Raw genomic sequence first — 17,778 nt, forward strand, 5'->3', positions numbered from 1 at the left:
CCCGCAAGATGGCGGGCGCGGTCGGCGCTCCGGCCCCGCGCCCTCAGCCGCGCGGGTTCACCAGGCGCGCCATCACGTCGACCGCGGTGATCCGGCCCAAGGGCCGGCCCGCTTCGGTCACGGCGATCTCGGTCGCGCCATCGCGGATCATCTCCATCACCTGGCGGACGGGCGTGTCCGGGCCGACCTCGGGGCCGGTGCTTGTGCCTGTGCCTTCGGCCATGATGTCGGCCGCCGTCAGAACACCCAGCGGGTTCATATGCGCCACGAAATCGGCCACATATTCGCTGACCGGGTTGGCGATGATCTCGCGCGCGGTGCCGCATTGCACGATCCGCCCGCCCTCCATCAGGGCGATCCGGTTACCCAGCTTGAAGGCTTCGTCCAGGTCATGGCTGACGAAGATGATGGTGCGCTTCAGGGTGGACTGAAGCTCCAGCAGTTCGTCCTGAAGCTTGGCCCGGATCAGCGGGTCAAGCGCGCTGAAGGGTTCGTCCATCAGAAGGATCGGCGCCTCGGTCGCGAAGGCGCGCGCAAGGCCCACGCGCTGCTGCATCCCGCCCGAAAGCTCGCCCACCTTGCGGTCGGCCCATTGCGACAGGTTCACCAGTTCCAGCTGCTGGTCAACGCGTTCGCGCCGCGCGGCCTTGTCCATCCCGCCCAGTTCCAGGCCAAGGCCCACGTTTTCGCGCACGGTGCGCCAGGGCAGAAGGCCGAACTGCTGAAACACCATGGCCACCCGTGTAAGCCGGATGCGGCGCAGCGTTTCCGGGTCGGCATGGGTCACATCGACCAGACCATTGCCGTCGCAGACATGCACCGCCCCCCGGCACACCGGGTTCAGCCCGTTGACCGCACGCAACAGCGTGGATTTCCCCGAACCGGACAGGCCCATCAGCACCAGGATCTCGCCCTCGGCCACATCAAGCGAACAGTCGTGCACGCCCAGTACCTGGCCCGTGGCCTCCTGGATCTCGCCCCGGCTCTGGCCCTGATCCATCAGCGGAAGGGCACGGTCGGGGTGATCGCCGAACACGATCGAGACATTGTCGAACCGCACGGCCAGCCCGGCGGTTTCGGCGGGATCGGTGATGCGGGTCATTTGCGCGACACTCTCAGCATGCGGTCCAGAAGGATCGCGACCACGACGATGATGATGCCGGATTCGAAGCCGAGCGCGGTGTTCACGCTGTTCAGCGCCCGCACCACCGGCACGCCAAGCCCGTTCGCGCCGACAAGCGCGGCGATCACCACCATCGACAGCGACAGCATGATCGTCTGGTTCAGCCCCGCCATGATCTGCGGAAAGGCGTAGGGCAGTTCCACCTTCCACAGGACTTGCCGCTTCGTCGCGCCAAAGGCCGTCGCCGCCTCCAGCAGGGCCAGCGGCGTCGAGGTGACGCCCAGGTGGGTCAGGCGGATCGGCGCGGGCAGAACGAAGATGACCGTCGCGATAAGGCCCGGCACCATGCCGATGCCGAAAAAGACGATGGCCGGGATCAGATAGACGAAGGTCGGCAGCGTCTGCATCAGGTCCAGCACCGGCACCATCCACTGGTAAAGACGCGGGCGGTGCGCCGCCGCGATCCCGATCGGCACTCCCAGACCCATGCAGACCACACAGGCCGAAAGGACCAGCGTCAGGCTTTCGGTCGTGGGTTTCCAGTAACCCTGGTTCAGGATGAACAGAAAGCCCACCAGCACCAGAAGGGCCGTCTTCCATGATTTCTGCAGCGCATAGGTCAGCACGACGAACAGTGCCACGATCACCAGCGGCGGCGGCGTCTGCAAAAGCCACAGGATCGCGTCGATCAGCGCCTCCATCGTGGCGCCCATGGCGTCGAAGACCGGCGCCAGATGGTCTTTCATCCAGTCGAAGACGACCTTGGCCGCCTTGCCGACCGGAATCTTGTTGTCCGTCAGCCAGTCCATTGGCGCGCGATTCCCTTCATTCTGGTGAAAATATCCCTGGGGGTCCGGGGGGCAGCGCCCCCCGGCCTCCGGTCAGGATCGGCCAGGGATCAGAGCCCAAGCGCCCCCTTGACGGCCGCCATCGCGTCGCCGCCGTCCTTCGTGGTCACGCCCGCAAGCCAGGCGTCCAGGACGCCCGGATTGGCGGCAAGCCAGGTCTTGGCGGCCTCCATCGGGTCGGCCCCGTCGTTCAGGATCGCGCCCATGATCTCGTTTTCCATGGCCAGCGTGAATTCGAGGTTCTGCAGCAGCTTGCCGGTGTTCGGGCATTCCGCGACATAGCCCTTGCGGGTGTTCGTGGCCACTTCCGCGCCACCGAAGTTCGGGCCGAAGAAGTCATCGCCGCCCGACAGGTAGGTCAGTTCGAAATTGGCGTTCATCGGGTGGGGTTCCCAGCCCAGGAACACGATCGGCGTGTCGGCGCCCGCGCGGGCCACCTCGGCCAGCATCCCCTGTTCCGAGGATTCGACCACCTCGAAGCCCTGCAGGTCAAAGGCATTCTGCCCGATCATGTCGAGGATCAGCCGGTTTCCGTCATTGCCCGGTTCGATGCCATAGATCTTGCCTTCCAGCGCGTCCTTGTGCTTGGCGATGTCGGCGAAATCGGCGATCCCCAGGGCCTTGCCCGCGGCGTTGGTGGCCAGCGTGTATTTCGCGCCCACAAGGTTGGTGCGCACGGTTTCCACCGTGCCTGCCTCGCGGTAGGGGGCGATGTCGGCTTCCATCGTCGGCATCCAGTTGCCAAGGAAGACATCCACATCGCCTTCGGCCAAACCGGTATAGGTGACCGGCACCGACAGAAGTTTGGTTTCGGTTTCATACCCCAGCGCCTGAAGCACGACCGAGGTCGCGGCGGTGGTGGCGGTGATGTCGGTCCAGCCCACATCCGAGAAGACGACCTTGTCGCAATTGGCGAAGGCGGGGGTGGTCAGGGCCAGAAGGGCCGAGGTCAGAAGGGCTTTGCGCAGCATGGTTCAAGGGGCTCCCTGTTGTGGCGTCGTGCATCATCGCATCGGATTGCGCGGTTGTTGATTGACGAGTCAATAAACTTCGCGCTACCCCGGTTTGGCAAGTCATTTTTGGGAACCTGCCATGCCCAAGGTCGGAATGGAGCCTATCCGAAAGGCCGCGCTGGTCAAAGCCACGATCGTCGAGATCGGGCGCACCGGCAGCCTTGACGTGACCGTAAGCCAGATCGCCAAGCGCGCGGGCATGTCCTCGGCGCTGGCGCATCACTACTTCGGATCGAAAGAGGAAATCTTCCTGGCCGCGATGCGCCACATCCTGACGCTGTACGGCGCCGAGGTGCGGGGGGCGCTGGCCGCCAGCGAAGGACCCGAGGCGCGGTTGCGGGCGATTTTGCGCGTCTCCTTCTCGCCTGCGAACTTCCGGCGCGAGGCGGTAGGGGCCTGGCTGAACTTCTATGTGCTGGCCCAGACCAATCCGCAGGCGCGGCGGCTTCTGGCGGTCTATCAGCGGCGGCTCCATTCCAACCTGATGGTTTGCCTGCGCCCCCTGGCCGGGGACCGGTCCGCCGACATCGCCGGCGGAATGGGCGCGCTGATCGACGGGCTTTACCTGCGCGAGGCGCTGAAACACGGCGCGCCCGACAGCACCGCAGCCGTCGCGGCCGTGTTCGACTATCTCGACTGTTCGCTGAAAGGAAAATCCGCATGAAGGCCCAACCCATCGCCAGCCATTTCATCGACGGGGCCTATGTGGACGATGCCGAAGGCGCGGTGATCGACGTGGTCTATCCCGCCACCGGCGAGGTGATCGCCCGCCTGCACGAGGCAACGCCCGCCCTGATCGACCGGGCGCTGGCTTCGGCCGCGCGGGCGCAAGGCGCCTGGGGGGCGATGCGGCCGGTGGAACGGGCCCGCATCCTGCGGCGCGCGGTGGACATCATCCGCGCGCGCAACGCCGAACTGTCGGAACTGGAAACGCTGGACACCGGCAAGCCCATTCAGGAAACGACCGTGGCCGACTGGCCATCGGGTGCCGATGCGATTGAATTCTTTGCCGGTCTTGCGCCGACAGTGACCGGGGAAACCGTGCCGCTTGGGGGCGATTTCGTCTACACGATCCGTGAACCGCTGGGGGTTTGCGTTGGGATCGGTGCCTGGAACTATCCCAGCCAGATCGCCTGCTGGAAGGCCGCGCCCGCGCTGGCGCTTGGCAATGCGATGGTCTTCAAACCGTCCGAGGTCACGCCCCTTGGCGCGCTGAAACTGGCCGAGATCTTCATCGAGGCGGGAATGCCCGCAGGCCTGTTCAACGTGGTGCAGGGCCGTGGCGCGGTGGGCGCCGCACTTGTCACTGATCCGCGCGTGGCGAAGGTGTCGCTGACCGGGTCTGTGCCGACGGGGCAAAAGGTCTATGCCGCCGCGGCGCAGGGCATCCGCCATGTGACGATGGAACTGGGCGGCAAGTCGCCGCTGATCGTCTTTGAAGATGCCGATCTGGACAGCGCCGTCGGCGCGGCCATGCTGGGGAACTTCTATTCCACCGGGCAGATCTGTTCCAACGGCACGCGGGTCTTCGTGCAGAAGGGCGTGAGGGAGGATTTCCTGCGCCGCCTGAAGGCACGGGCCGAGGCGATCCGCCTGGGCGATCCGCTGGACCCCGATACCCAGATGGGGCCGCTTGTCAGCCAGGCGCAACTCGACAAGGTGCTGGCCTATGTCGAGGGCGCCATGGCGCAGGGCGCGCGTCTGGTGACGGGGGGCGCGCGGGCCGGGCAGGGGCAGGGGCAGGGCTATTTCATCCAGCCCACTGCCTTTGCCGATGTGACCGACGACATGACTCTGGCCTGCGAAGAGGTCTTCGGGCCGGTCATGGCGGTTCTGGATTTCGACACCGAGGACGAGGTGATCGCGCGCGCCAATGACACCCAGTTCGGGCTGGCCGCGGGCGTGTTCACCGCCGATCTGACGCGCGCGCATCGCGTGGTGGCACGGCTTCAGGCGGGCACCTGCTGGATTAACGCCTATAACCTGACGCCGGTCGAAGGCCCGTTCGGCGGCGTCAAGATGTCGGGCGTCGGGCGCGAGAACGGCCGCGCGGCGGTCGAACATTACACGCAGGTCAAGTCCGTCTATGTCGGGATGGGGCCGGTCGATGCCCCTTACTGACGTCCCCGCGCCGGATCATCTGGCGGCGGCCTATGCGGTGACGCGGGCCGCGACGCGCCGGACACCGCTTCTGGAGGCGCCCGATCTGGCGCGCGCCTGTGGTGCCGCGCGGCTGTTCGTGAAGGCGGAAAACCTGCAAAGGGCGGGATCGTTCAAGATCCGGGGGGCCTACTGGCGGTTGACGCGGCTGTCACAGGACGCGGCGGCGCGCGGGGTGGTGGCCTATTCCTCGGGCAATTTCGCGCAAGGACTGGCGGCGGCGGGAGCGGAACTGGGCGTGCCGGTGACGATCGTCATGCCGGTCGACGCGCCCGAGATGAAGCGCCGCGCGACCGAAGCCTTCGGCGCGCGTGTCGTCCTGTCCGATCATGGCGACCGGCCCCGCGAAGAGGTCGCCAGCGCGCTTGCCGCCCGCCTTGCCGCGGATGAGGGCCTGACGCTGCTCCATCCGTTCGATGATCCCGAGATCGTCGCGGGGCAGGCCGGCGCGGGGCTGGAAGCGCTGGAACAGATGGCCGAAATGGGCGCCGAGGCGCCCGATGTGGTGGCCTGCCCGGTCGGCGGCGGGGGGCTTTTGGGCGGTGTCGCGCTTGCCGTGCGCGCGGCCCGGCCCGAGGCGGCGATCTTTGCGGTGGAACCGCAGGGCTATGACGGCATGGGCCGTTCGCTTGCACAGGGGGAACGGCTGCGCCTGACCGGAGGCGGGGCCACGATCTGCGATGCGCTGCAGGCCACCCAACCGGGCGCAGCCCCTTTCGCCGCCGCCCGCGCGGCGGGTGTGACAGGCCTTGTCGTGACCGATGCGCAAGTGGCCCATGCGATGCGCGCGGCCTTCGAACAGTTGAAACTTGTCCTCGAACCCTCGGGTGCGGTCGCGCTGGCCGCCGCCCTCGCGGGCGACCTGCCGCTTGCCGGCCGGTCCGCCCTGATCCTTGTCACCGGCGGCAATGTCACCTTCGACCACTTTGCCGCCTGCCTGTCCTGCGAAGAGATTCGAACATGACCCCGGAATATGTGATCGTCGGCGCCGGATCAGCCGGATGCGCCATGGCCTATCGTCTGGGCGAGGCCGGAAAGCGCGTGCTGGTCATCGAACATGGCGGCTCGGACGCGGGCCCCTTCATCCAGATGCCCGCCGCCCTGTCCTATCCGATGAACATGGGGATCTACGACTGGGGCTTTCAGACCGAACCCGAACCGCATCTGGGCGGGCGGGTGCTGGCCACGCCGCGCGGCAAGGTGATCGGCGGCTCTTCCTCGATCAACGGGATGGTCTTTGTCCGCGGCCATGCGAAGGATTTCGACCACTGGGCCGATCAGGGGGCGCAGGGCTGGTCCTATGCCGACGTGCTGCCCTATTTCCGGCGGATGGAAACCAGCCACGGCGCGCAGTCGGAATTCCGCGGCAGCGACGGGCCGCTGCATGTGACGCGCGGGCCGCGCCGGAACCCGCTGTTCGACGCCTTCATCAAGGCGGGGGAACAGGCCGGCTATCCGGTGACCGCCGATTACAACGGGCAGCAGCAGGAAGGTTTCGGACCGATGGAGGCCACGATCTGGAACGGGACTCGCTGGTCGGCGGCCAATGCCTATCTGAAGCCCGCGAAGGCCCGTTTCGGCGTTCAGGTGATCCGCGCCTTCGCCCGCCGCGTGGTGATCGAGAACGGCCGCGCCGTGGGCGTCGAGGTGTCGAGGGGTGGCCAGACCGAGGTGATCCGTGCAAGCGCCGAGGTGATCATTGCTGCATCGTCGATCAACACGCCCAAGATCCTGATGCTGTCGGGGATCGGCCCGGCCGCGCATCTGGCCGAACACGGGATCGCCGTGGTGGCCGACCGTCCGGGTGTGGGCGCGAACCTTCAGGACCATCTGGAACTTTATCTCCAATTCGCCTCGAAGCAGCCGATAACGCTTTACAAGTACTGGAATCTCTGGGGCAAGGCGGTGATCGGGGCGCAGTGGCTGTTCACCCGCAAGGGGCTTGGCGCGTCGAACCAGTTCGAAGCCTGTGCCTTCATCCGGTCGTCGGCCGGGGTCGATTACCCCGATATCCAGTATCATTTCCTGCCCATGGCCGTGCGCTATGACGGCAAGGCTGCGGCCGAGGGGCACGGCTTTCAGGCCCATGTCGGGCCGATGCGGTCGGTCAGCCGCGGGTCGGTGACGCTTAGATCCGCCGATCCCGCGGCAACGCCGGTGATCCGGTTCAACTACATGTCCGATCCGTCTGATTGGCGCGATTTCCGCACCTGCATCCGCCTGACGCGGGAAATCTTCGGACAAGAGGCCTTTGCGCCCTTCGTGCGGCACGAGATCCAGCCCGGCGCATCGGTCCAGAGCGACGACGAGCTGGACGGCTTCATCCGCGAGCATGTGGAAAGCGCCTATCACCCCTGCGGGACCGCCCGGATGGGGCGGCGCGACGATCCGATGGCTGTCGTCGATCCCGAAAACCGGGTGATCGGCGTAGAAGGGTTGCGCGTCGCCGACAGTTCGATCTTCCCGCGCATCACCAACGGGAACCTCAACGCGCCCTCGATCATGGTGGGGGAAAAGGCGTCGGACCATATCCTTGGCCGCCGCCCCCTGGCGCCTGCCAATCTGGAACCCTGGGTCAACCCGCGCTGGTCGGTCGCACAGCGGTGACGCCGCGGCAAATCCGATCCGCAAAATGCCGCTTTGTTGACCCTTATTGACCCTTGTCAAAGTTACCGGTGATTCCCGCGGTTAACCTTGGGCGCAACGACAAGAAAAAGGAGACGCGAATGTCGAATACGCCGCACACGCTTCAGGAAGAATTCCCGTTCGACCTGGAGAAGATCCATCAGCTGAAGGTGTCGAACGCCCATTTCGCCAAGCTGCTGACAAGCTATGACGAGGTGAACGACAAGGTGCACCGCGCCGAAACCCGGCTGGACCTTCTCACCGAGGCCGAGGAAGAGGCCCTGCGCCGCCAGCGGTCGCAAGTGAAGGACGAGATCGCCCGGATGCTGCGCGGCTGACGGGCTGCGATCTTCGGACCACAAGAGGAGGGGGGCTGTCTGCCCCCCTCTTTGCTTCGCAAATTCCCCCCCCGAGGATATTTCCGCCAGACTTAAAGCAATTTGAGTCAAACTTGCCTCATTCTGGTTCAAATATCCCGGGGCTGAGGGCCAAAGGCCCGAGGGGGCAGCGCCCCCTGCACCGGTCGCCATCCGCGTGGCGCAAGCTTGTCAGTCCGCGATTTCGTAGGGCAGAAGATCCCTGCGGTCGGGATCGACGCGCAGCCGGCGTTCCAGCGGCGGAACCGACCTCTGGTGGCAGTCCCGCCGTTCGCAGATCCGGCAACTGATCCCGATGGGTTCGAACCGTCCCTTCAGGTCCATGCCATCGGCATAGACCAGCGCGCCGGCGTGCTGCACCTCGCAGCCCAGGCCAATGGCATACCGCCGCGTGGGGGCGTGGAACGATCCGCCGGGTTTCGAGACATCGCGCGCGAGGCAGAAATACTTCACCCCGTCGGGCGTTTCGGCCAACTGGCGCAGGAAACGGCCGGGCGTCTCGAAGGCCCGGTGCACGTTCCACAGCGGGCAGGCCCCGCCGAAGCGGGCGAATTGCAGGCGCGTGGCCGAATGGCGCTTGGTGATCGTTCCGGCCTGATCGACCCGGACGAAGAAAAAGGGGATCCCCTTTTCACCGGGGCGCTGCATCGTCGACAGGCGATGCGCCACCTGTTCGATCGAGGCGCCGAACAGATCGGCCAGCCGTTCCAGATCGTGCCGGGTGCTGCGGGCGGCGTCCAGAAAGGCCCGGTAGGGCAGGAGCGCCGCGCCGGCGAAATAGTTGGCAAGGCCGATCTTGGCGATGTCGCGTGCCTCGGGCGTGGCGAAGCGGGCGAAATCCAGCGTGGCCTCAAGCAGATCGTTCTGGGTCAGGATCGCGACCTGATAGAGAAGCTGGAACCGCTGTGTTGGGCCGCTGGCGCGGGTGGACAGGGTGAAGCTGCGGCTTTCGGGGTCATAGGCGCGCATGGCGGGCGCATCGCTGTAGGCCAGCCGCACGCCCATCCGTTCCAGTGTCTCGCCGGCGGCCTGCATCGGATCGCGGCGCACCCCGCCGGGACAGGCGAAATGTTCGGCCGCCCGGTCCACCGCATCGAGGTAGTTGTCGCAATAATGGAAGAAGTCGCGCACCTCTTCCCAGGGGCTGGGGCGCAGGCTTGCGTCCTCGCGCCCGAGCGCCTCGTCGAGCGAGGCCAGCCGCTCATGGGTCTGGCGATAGGCGCGATGCAGTTCCAGGAAGGCCCGCGCCAGGGCGGGCGCGTTCGAGGCCGCCAGCCGCAGATCCGCCACCGGGGGCGTGGTGGCCGAGGAAAAGACAGGATCGGCCAGCGCCTCGCGCATGTCCGAGACGATCCGTTCGGCATCGCCCGAGGTCAGTTCGGTGACGTCGAAGCCGAATTCCTGCGCCAGGGCCAGCACGACGCTGGCCGACACAGGGCGATGGTTGTTTTCCATCTGGTTGAGATAGGGCAGCGATACCGACAGCTTGTCGGCAAAGGCCTTCTGCGTAAGCCCCAGCCGCCCGCGCAATTCGCGCAGCTTGACGCCTGCATAGAGTTTCTGGGTGGCCATCGCGGTCTCCGGTGCTTTGCAAAAGCAATGCCGGATTTGCAAAGCGCGTCAAGGCCCGGATGCGGGAAGGTCGGTTCAGGACATCACGCCCAGGCGGCGCGCCCGCCGGATCACCGCGAGGATCGCCAGAAGCGAGGCCAGCGCTGAGCCGAACATCAACAGGACCAGGGGCAGTTCCGTGGCGCCCGGCTTCATCAGGATGCCCGCCAGCGCGGCAAGGCCCGCACCGCCGCCGATCTGGATCGCCCCCCCAAGGCCCGAGGCGGTGCCGGCCAGTTCCGGCCGGATCGACAGCATGCCCGCGTTCGCATTGGGCAGCGTCATCCCGTTGCCCATGCCCATCGTCAGCGTCAGCCCGAAGAAGACCACCGGATGATGCAGGCCGCCCATCGTCAGGACCGCCAGAAGGCCCATGCCCAGTGTCACCACCAGCGTGCCGAACAGCACCATGCGGTTCATCCCGACCCTTACCGAAAAGCGCCCGGCCAGGAAATTGCCGAAGGCATAACCCACGGCGGTCAGCGCGAACAGGGCGCCGATCTCGGACGAGGAGAGGTCGAAGATCTCGGTTCCGACATAGGGCGCGCCGCCGAGATAGGCAAAGAACGACCCCGAGGCGAAGGCCGCGCACAGGACATAGCCCCAGAACCGCTGCGAGGACAGAAGCAGCGGATAGGTCCGGACCTGATCCATCAGCCCGACCTTGCGGATCGTCGCCGTCTCGCCAAGGTCGGACCAGGTCAGCCACAGCGCCGCGCCACCGGCGACCAGAAGTAGCGCGAAATTCGCTTGCCAGCCGAACCATTCGTCCAGGAACCCGCCGATCACCGGCCCGATCATCGGCACGATCGACATGCCCATGGTGACATAGCCGATCATGCTGGCGGCTTCGGCATCGGCCACCATGTCGCGCACGACCGCGCGGCTGAGCACCATCGCGGCGGCGACCACGGCCTGCGCCATCCGGAAGGCCAGGAAAATCTCGGCCGTCGGCGCGACGATGGTTCCCACAGTGGCGATCAGGAACAGGACCAGCGACCAGATCAGGACCTTGCGGCGGCCATAGCGGTCGGAAATCGGGCCGATCACGATCTGCAGGGCGGCCGACAGCCCGAGGTAGAGCGCCACCGAAAGCTGCATCAGCGCATACGGCGCATCGAACCAGGCCGCCATGCCAGGCAGCGAGGGCAGGAAGATGTTCATCGTCAGCGCCGAGAGGCCCGCCAGAAGGACCAGCGTGACGATGTGGGGCGGGGTGGTTCTGTCCAGAAAGCGGACGAAGAGTTTTTCCGACATTCCCATGGGCTAGGCCTGCGCCGGGGCCTTGTCCATGGCCGAAACGCACAAGGGGCTGCGCATCAGGCCCATTTGTGGAAGATGAAGAAGGCACCAATTGCGATGAAGCCGAAGCCCAGCAGGTGATTCCAGTGCAGCGGTTCCTTCAGGTAAAGCACCGAGAAGGCGGCAAAGACGGTCAGGGTGATGACCTCCTGGATGGTCTTGAGTTCGGCGGCCGAGAAATGCCCGTGCCCGATCCGGTTCGCGGGCACCTGCAGCAGGTATTCGAAGAAGGCGATTCCCCAGCTGACGAGGATCACGAGGTAAAGCGGGGCCGCCTTGAACTTCAGATGACCATACCATGCGAATGTCATGAACAGGTTCGAGGCCAGAAGCAGGCCGATGGTGATCACGGGGACGGGCAGGGACATCACGCGCTCCGAAAGGGAAAAGGGCCATGGGACGGGCAGGGTTGCAGGGTGTTGCTAAACCCAATTCCGGTTTCCCGCCAGCCGGATTGAAACAGTGATTTGCAATTTGCGTTGAAAGACTTGCCAATAATTTGCAAATTTACCGGATTCTCCTTCCTGCAAGGCCCTCGCACGTGTAATTTCCGGCAAAATCCATGGGGGGAGACACCATGAAGGATATCCTGGAACAACTGGAACAGCGCCGTGCAACGGCCCGTCAGGGCGGCGGGCAGCGCCGGGTCGACGGTCAGCACGCCAAGGGCAAGCTGACCGCCCGCGAACGGATCGAGCTTCTGCTGGACGAGGGGTCGTTCGAGGAATTCGACATGTTCGTGGCGCATCGCTGCACCGATTTCGGGATGGAGGCCGACCGGCCCGCAGGCGATGGCGTCGTGACCGGCTGGGGCACGATCAACGGCCGCATGGTCTATGTGTTCAGCCAGGATTTCACCGTGATGGGCGGCTCCGTGTCGGAAACCCATGGCGCTAAGATCTGCAAGATCATGGACATGGCGATGCAGAACGGCGCACCCGTGATCGGGCTGAACGATTCCGGCGGCGCGCGCATCCAGGAAGGCGTGGCCTCGCTTGCCGCCTATGGCGAGGTCTTCCAGCGCAACATCGAAGCCTCGGGCGTGGTGCCGCAGATTTCGGTCATCATGGGCCCCTGCGCGGGTGGCGCGGTCTATTCGCCGGCCATGACCGACTTCATCTTCATGGTGAAGGATTCGAGCTACATGTTCGTCACCGGCCCCGATGTGGTGAAGACCGTGACGAACGAGGTTGTCACCGCCGAGGAACTGGGCGGTGCCTCGACCCATACGAAGAAATCCAGCGTGGCCGATGGCGCGTTCGAGAATGACGTCGAAGCGCTGTCCGAAGTGCGCCGCCTTGTCGATTTCCTGCCGCTGAACAACCGGCAGAAGGCCCCGGTCCGCCCGTTCTTCGACGATCCGTCGCGGGTGGAAACCAGCCTCGATACCCTGGTTCCCGACAATCCGAACCAGCCCTACGACATGAAGGAACTGATCCTGAAGATCGCCGACGAGGGCGATTTCTTCGAGATCCAGAAGGATTTCGCCGCCAACATCATCACCGGGTTCATTCGTGTCGAAGGGCAATCGGTGGGCGTGGTGGCCAACCAGCCGATGGTGCTGGCGGGCTGTCTGGACATCGACGCCTCGCGCAAGGCCGCGCGTTTCGTGCGGTTCTGCGATGCCTTCGAGATCCCGATCCTCACGCTGGTCGATGTGCCGGGCTTCCTGCCGGGAACGTCGCAGGAATACGGTGGCGTCATCAAGCATGGCGCGAAACTCCTGTTCGCCTATGGCGAGGCGACGGTGCCCAAGGTCACGGTCCTGACCCGCAAGACCTATGGCGGGGCCTATGTGGTGATGGCGTCAAAGCACCTGAAGGCAGATTTCAACTATGCCTGGCCCACCGCCGAGGTCGCCGTTATGGGCGCCAAGGGCGCGGTCGAGATCCTCTATCGGTCCGAACTTGGCGACAAGGACAAGATCGCCGCCCGTACGAAGGATTACGAAGACCGCTTTGCCAATCCCTTTGTCGCCGCTGAACGCGGGTTCATCGACGAGGTGATCATGCCCCATTCGACCCGCCGTCGCGTGGCGCGGGCATTTGCGGCCCTGCGCAACAAGAAGCTGTCAACCCCGTGGAAGAAGCACGATAACATCCCCCTGTAACGAGCATCCAACAGGGGGTATTCATGCAACTTGCCATCGACATCGGGGCCGAAGCGGCCGAGGCGGCGATCACGTCGCTTGACCTGTCGTGTCTCGACAGGGGCGACCTTCTGAACCTGATCCTGCAACGGTCCGAGGTCATGTATGACCGGCCGAAATCCGGCCGGATCATCAAGGCATGGAACGATGGCGACGACGGGCCGATCACGGCGGTGGTGGACGAGATGGGCGATGCCATCGCCCGCCGCGCCGCCGGGGTGATCCGTGCCGAATTCAGTGCGATCGTGAGCCTTCTGCAAGAGCTGAAGCCGAAGCGCATCGCCGATATCGGCTGTGGCTATGCATTCTTCGACCTTTTCGCCGCGAAGGCACTGAAGGCCGAAGTCCTGCTGATCGACCTTGAGGAAAACGAACATCGCCATTTCGGGTTCAAGTCCGAAGGGGCGGCTTATTCCTCGCTCGCACGGGCGCGCAAGCTTCTGGAAGACAACGGGATTTCGCCCAAGAAGATCGAAACCCTGAACCCGCGCGATGTTGCGCCGGAAACCGCAAAACCCGTGGATCTGGCGGTCAGCTTCCTGTCCTGCGGCTTCCACTATCCGGTCGATCTGTATCTGCCGTTTCTTGAACGGGCGCTGAAGCCCGGCGGTGCGGCAATCTTCGATCTGCGCGAACGCACCGCCGATGAACAGGCCGCCAAACTGGCGCGGTTCGGCACGCTGACCGATCTTGACGCCCCGCCCAAGGCGCGCCGGGTCCTGTTGCGGAAGGCCACGGCATGACCGCAGACATCACACCCTTTCCCGATCTGGCGACCTGGTCCGTCCAGCAGGACGGCTCGGCCGTTCTGACGGGCGAAGATGCCACCATTCCGGTGCCCTCGGGCCAGCCTGTCACGTTGCAGGATGTGATCTGGAACGCGCCGGGGCCAGAGGGGCTGACGTTGCGCTTCCGCTTTGTCGCGCCGCAGATCGCGCGCGAGGGGGGGGGCGTGGATTTCGACACCGCCGCCGCCGACATGTTGGACCTGTGCCAGAACTACGCGCTTCAGCGGTTGTCGGAGACCGGTCCCGTGCCGAACCAGATCATCATCTCGCTTTCGGATGTGGCCCTGCCCTTCGGAGAAGCGGCGCCCGATGCGACGCAGTTTTTCGAGGCATTTTCCATCGTCGACGGCCAATGCGTTTGGGATATCTACTGATGACGCTGCAATCACATCACAGGCTTGCCGGTTGCGCGCCGATTTCTGCCGATACGGCAAAGTTCCTCTGCCCCGCGGGTGTGGCATCGGCTATCCTGTCGCCGGGCGACGCGATCCGCGCGCCCCAAAGGAACAGGAGCAGAAAATGTCGAACATCGTCCGTGCAACCATGGCAATCGGTCTTGTCGCCTTCATCTCGGCCTGCGCGCCCAAGATGGAAGAGCCGACCTATGTCGAAACGCCCGTCACCACCGAGCCGACCTACACCGGCAAGTACAACTGACGCATCTGCCCGGACCGGCCTTCGCGGGCCGGTCCGTCGCGCCGCCGCGATCCGTCAGCGGAGGGCGCAGACATGCTGAAGCACCGCGGCTTTCCCGGTCGCCTGCCCGGGACGGATTTCCAGTTCACCATCCGCCGCGCCAACAAGGACGGGGCGACGAAGCTTGTGAAGCGCGAGCGGTTCAAGGACCGCAAGTACGCCGACCGCATGGCCGATCAGGGTTTCATGGCCGCCCTCTGGGCGCAGTTCGGCGAGGACCCGTTCGAGCGCGGGAACCTCGATGCCGGGCGCCTGTCCTGGCTTTTCGGTCGCGAAGTCGTGCCGGCCGAAGATCCGTTCGACCCTTCCAGCTATGAGGCGCTTCTGCGGATCGACCTGAAGCGCGCGCAGGCCTCCTTCCCCGAGGTCTTTGCCGGTGATGCCCCCGATCTGTCCTTCGATGACTGGGACGATGACGAGGACGACACGGCATGATTCTGCGCAACCCCTTGTCAATCAGGCAGAAATCCGCGCATCGCCAGATGCGTGTCGGATTCCCGTTTGATCGCGACAGGGGCGTGCGCCATGCTGGTGCCATCGGGAATGCGGCCCCATCCGCATCCCGGATCTGCCGTAACTGTTACCCTTCCCCTTCCTCCCGGTCCGGCCCTTCGCGGGTCGGGCCGGTTTTTGCCGATGCGCCGCTTGGCGGCTTTTTCCGCTTTTCCGGGGCCGAGATTGGGGTAAACTCACAGGGCATAACATCCCCTGATGGAGGCAGAGCACCATGCGTATTTCCACTTTTGTACTTGTTGCAGCGGCTTTTGTGGGCGTCACCGCCTGCACGCAGACCGAACGCGGGATCACCGGCGCCGTTGTCGGCGCGGCGATCGCGGACGCGACCGATGAGAACATGGTCGCCGGCGCGGCCCTCGGCGGTCTGGCCGGTGCTGCCAGCTGCGGCGTGCCGGGCCTGCCGCCCTGCCCGTCTTACTGATCTGAACCGTCGCGCGGGCGACCGCGCGCGCATCGCCAATCAAGGGACCATCCGGGCCGACCGCCCGGGTGGTCCTTTCGTTTTCGTGCCTGGGGACGGGCGCGTTCAAGGGGAAGGACCGAAATGTTCAAGAAGATCCTGATCGCCAACCGGGGCGAGATCGCCTGCCGCGTCATCAAGACGGCCCGCAAGATGGGTATCCAGACGGTTGCCGTCTATTCCGACGCGGACCGCAACGCGCTGCATGTGAAGATGGCCGATGAGGCCGTGCACATCGGTCCGCCCCCGGCAGCGCAATCCTACATCGTGATCGACAAGATCATGGAGGCGATCCGTGCCACCGGGGCCGAGGCGGTGCATCCCGGATATGGCTTTCTGTCCGAGAACATGAATTTCGCCGCCGCGCTGGAAAAGGAAGGCGTGGTCTTCGTCGGCCCGCCGTCCCCGGCGATCGAGGCGATGGGGGACAAGATCACCTCGAAGAAGATCGCGCAGGAGGCGGGGGTTTCCACCGTTCCCGGCTACATGGGCCTGATTGCCGACAGCGACGAGGCGGTGAAGATCAGCCGTGAAATCGGTTATCCGGTGATGATCAAGGCCAGCGCGGGCGGCGGCGGCAAGGGGATGCGGATTGCCTGGAACGATCAGGAGGCCGCCGAGGGCTTTCAGTCCTCGAAAAACGAAGCCGCGTCCTCGTTCGGGGATGACCGTATCTTCATCGAGAAGTTCGTCACCCAGCCGCGCCACATCGAAATTCAGGTGCTGGCCGACAAGCACGGCAACTGCGTCTATCTGCACGAACGCGAATGTTCGATCCAGCGCCGCAATCAGAAGGTCATCGAAGAGGCGCCCAGCCCCTTCCTTGACGAGGCCACACGCAAGGCCATGGGCGAACAGGCCTGCGCCCTGGCCCGTGCCGTCGGCTATACCAGCGCGGGCACCGTGGAATTCATCGTCGACGGCAACCGCAACTTCTATTTCCTGGAAATGAACACCCGCCTGCAGGTGGAACATCCGGTCACGGAACTGATCACCGGCGTCGATCTTGTGGAACAGATGATCCGCGTCGCCAACGGCGAAAAGCTGCCTTTCGCGCAATCGGACCTGAAGATCAACGGCTGGGCGATGGAAAGCCGGCTTTACGCCGAAGACCCCTACCGCAACTTCCTGCCCTCGATCGGGCGGCTTACGCGCTATCGCCCGCCGGTCGAAGGCAAGACCAGCGGCGGCGGCATCGTGCGGAACGATACCGGCGTCTACGAGGGCGGCGAGATCAGCATGTATTACGACCCGATGATCGCCAAGCTCTGCACCTGGGGGCCGACGCGGGCGGATGCGATCGAGGAAATGCGCCTCGCGCTCGACACGTTCGAGGTGGAAGGCATCGGCCACAACCTGCCGTTCTGCTCGGCGGTGATGGATCACCCGCGCTTCACCTCGGGCAACATCACCACCGCCTTCATCGCCGAGGAATATCCCGAAGGCTTCAACGGCGTCACGCTTGATGCCCAGACCCTGCGCCGGGTCGCGGCCAGCGTCGCGGCGATGAACCGCGTGGCCGAGATCCGCCGCACCAAGATTTCCGGCACGATGGACAACCACGAACGCCGGGTCGGCGACAACTGGGTGGTGACGCTTCAGGGCGAATCCTTCCCCGTCACCATCGCGGCAGACAAGGCGGGATCGACCGTGACCTTCGCCGATGGCAGCAGCCACCGGGTCGAAAGCGGCTGGACGCCGGGCCAGCCTCTTGCACGGCTCATGGTCGATGGCGATCCGCTGGTGATGAAGGTCGGCAAGATCCCGATGGGCTTCCGCATCCGCCTGCGCGGCGCGGACCTCAAGGCCCGGGTGCAATCGCCCCGCCAGGCGGAACTGGCCCTGCTGATGCCCGAAAAGCTGCCCCCGGACACCTCGCGTTTCCTGCTGTGCCCGATGCCGGGCCTGGTCGTGAAGATCAGCGTCGAAGAGGGGCAGGAAGTGCAGGAAGGCCAGGCGCTGGCCACCGTCGAGGCCATGAAGATGGAAAACATCCTGAAGGCCGAAAAGAGGGGCGTGGTGAAGAAGATCAATGCCGCACCGGGCGCCAGCCTGAAGGTCGACGACGTGATCATGGAGTTCGAATAAGGTGGCGAGGGGGCCGGAAACC

General features: G+C 65.0%; 18 protein-coding genes. 12 read left to right on the top strand and 6 right to left on the bottom strand.

Annotation, left to right across the window (positions count from 1 at the left end; genetic code table 11):
* Positions 1–43: 43 nt before the first annotated feature.
* The 3 genes from choV to choX form a co-directional block, all read right to left on the bottom strand.
* Entirely contained in the window at positions 44–1,102 is a 1,059-nt protein-coding gene (choV, locus tag E7811_RS13815; RefSeq protein WP_136395262.1) for a choline ABC transporter ATP-binding protein, read from the bottom strand.
* Entirely contained in the window at positions 1,099–1,932 is an 834-nt protein-coding gene (gene choW, locus E7811_RS13820) for a choline ABC transporter permease subunit (RefSeq protein ID WP_136395263.1), read from the bottom strand. Before choW ends, choV begins: the two co-directional genes overlap by 4 nt.
* Positions 1,933–2,021: 89 nt before the next feature.
* A complete protein-coding gene (choX, locus tag E7811_RS13825; RefSeq protein ID WP_136395264.1) occupies positions 2,022–2,942 on the bottom strand; it encodes a choline ABC transporter substrate-binding protein in 921 nt (306 codons plus the stop codon).
* A 121-nt stretch (positions 2,943–3,063) separates the two neighbouring features.
* Between choX and betI the strand changes: the two genes are divergently transcribed.
* The 5 genes from betI to E7811_RS13850 all read left to right on the top strand — a co-directional run bounded on the left by betI (position 3,064) and on the right by E7811_RS13850 (position 8,107).
* Positions 3,064–3,648, top strand: coding sequence for a choline-binding transcriptional repressor BetI (gene betI, locus E7811_RS13830; protein WP_136395265.1), 585 nt, complete (start codon positions 3,064–3,066; stop codon positions 3,646–3,648).
* Positions 3,645–5,105 (top strand): betaine-aldehyde dehydrogenase, encoded by a 1,461-nt coding sequence (betB, locus tag E7811_RS13835; protein ID WP_136395266.1) that lies wholly within the window; start codon positions 3,645–3,647, stop codon positions 5,103–5,105. The genes betI and betB overlap by 4 nt, the downstream gene beginning before the upstream one ends.
* Positions 5,092–6,108, top strand: a complete 1,017-nt coding sequence (locus tag E7811_RS13840) for a pyridoxal-phosphate dependent enzyme (RefSeq protein WP_136395267.1) — start codon at positions 5,092–5,094, stop codon at positions 6,106–6,108. The genes betB and E7811_RS13840 overlap by 14 nt, the downstream gene beginning before the upstream one ends.
* Positions 6,105–7,751 (top strand): choline dehydrogenase, encoded by a 1,647-nt coding sequence (betA, locus tag E7811_RS13845; protein WP_136395268.1) that lies wholly within the window; start codon positions 6,105–6,107, stop codon positions 7,749–7,751. Before E7811_RS13840 ends, betA begins: the two co-directional genes overlap by 4 nt.
* A 119-nt stretch (positions 7,752–7,870) precedes the next feature.
* Positions 7,871–8,107 carry a YdcH family protein gene (locus tag E7811_RS13850; RefSeq protein ID WP_136395269.1) on the top strand — a complete coding sequence of 79 codons (237 nt, stop codon included), beginning with the start codon at positions 7,871–7,873 and terminating at the stop codon, positions 8,105–8,107.
* A gap of 210 nt (positions 8,108–8,317) precedes the next feature.
* Here the strand turns inward: E7811_RS13850 and E7811_RS13855 are convergent, their stop codons facing one another.
* The 3 genes from E7811_RS13855 to E7811_RS13865 all read right to left on the bottom strand — a co-directional run bounded on the left by E7811_RS13855 (position 8,318) and on the right by E7811_RS13865 (position 11,430).
* Positions 8,318–9,718, bottom strand: coding sequence for a helix-turn-helix domain-containing protein (locus E7811_RS13855; protein WP_136395270.1), 1,401 nt, complete (start codon positions 9,716–9,718; stop codon positions 8,318–8,320).
* A 75-nt stretch (positions 9,719–9,793) separates the two neighbouring features.
* Positions 9,794–11,014, bottom strand: coding sequence for a multidrug effflux MFS transporter (locus tag E7811_RS13860; RefSeq protein WP_136395271.1), 1,221 nt, complete (start codon positions 11,012–11,014; stop codon positions 9,794–9,796).
* Between the two features lie 62 nt (positions 11,015–11,076).
* Positions 11,077–11,430: a DMT family protein gene (locus E7811_RS13865; RefSeq protein WP_136395272.1), complete on the bottom strand. Its 354-nt coding sequence runs from the start codon at positions 11,428–11,430 to the stop codon at positions 11,077–11,079.
* A 206-nt stretch (positions 11,431–11,636) separates the two neighbouring features.
* On the opposite strand from E7811_RS13865, the gene E7811_RS13870 reads away from it, so the two are divergent.
* The 7 genes from E7811_RS13870 to E7811_RS13895 all read left to right on the top strand — a co-directional run bounded on the left by E7811_RS13870 (position 11,637) and on the right by E7811_RS13895 (position 17,756).
* Positions 11,637–13,169, top strand: coding sequence for an acyl-CoA carboxylase subunit beta (locus tag E7811_RS13870; protein WP_136395273.1), 1,533 nt, complete (start codon positions 11,637–11,639; stop codon positions 13,167–13,169).
* Between the two features lie 23 nt (positions 13,170–13,192).
* Positions 13,193–13,951: a class I SAM-dependent methyltransferase gene (locus E7811_RS13875; protein WP_136395274.1), complete on the top strand. Its 759-nt coding sequence runs from the start codon at positions 13,193–13,195 to the stop codon at positions 13,949–13,951.
* On the top strand, positions 13,948–14,370 hold the full coding sequence (locus E7811_RS13880; RefSeq protein ID WP_246020453.1) for a DUF6497 family protein: 423 nt from the start codon (positions 13,948–13,950) through the stop codon (positions 14,368–14,370). The genes E7811_RS13875 and E7811_RS13880 overlap by 4 nt, the downstream gene beginning before the upstream one ends.
* Before the next feature lie 145 nt (positions 14,371–14,515).
* The gene (locus tag E7811_RS17950; protein ID WP_168733035.1) at positions 14,516–14,653 is read left to right on the top strand and encodes a hypothetical protein; all 138 of its coding nucleotides are present in this window, start codon (positions 14,516–14,518) and stop codon (positions 14,651–14,653) included.
* Positions 14,654–14,725: 72 nt separating this feature from the next.
* Entirely contained in the window at positions 14,726–15,127 is a 402-nt protein-coding gene (locus E7811_RS13885; RefSeq protein ID WP_136395275.1) for a hypothetical protein, read from the top strand.
* Positions 15,128–15,419: 292 nt separating this feature from the next.
* A complete protein-coding gene (locus tag E7811_RS13890) occupies positions 15,420–15,629 on the top strand; it encodes a hypothetical protein (protein WP_136395276.1) in 210 nt (69 codons plus the stop codon).
* 123 nt (positions 15,630–15,752) lie between these two features.
* Positions 15,753–17,756 (top strand): acetyl-CoA carboxylase biotin carboxylase subunit, encoded by a 2,004-nt coding sequence (locus tag E7811_RS13895; protein ID WP_136395277.1) that lies wholly within the window; start codon positions 15,753–15,755, stop codon positions 17,754–17,756.
* The last annotated feature ends 22 nt before the right edge of the window (positions 17,757–17,778 follow it).

The sequence above is a fragment of the Aliigemmobacter aestuarii genome (assembly GCF_004799285.1).
Lineage (GTDB): Bacteria > Pseudomonadota > Alphaproteobacteria > Rhodobacterales > Rhodobacteraceae > Aliigemmobacter > Aliigemmobacter aestuarii.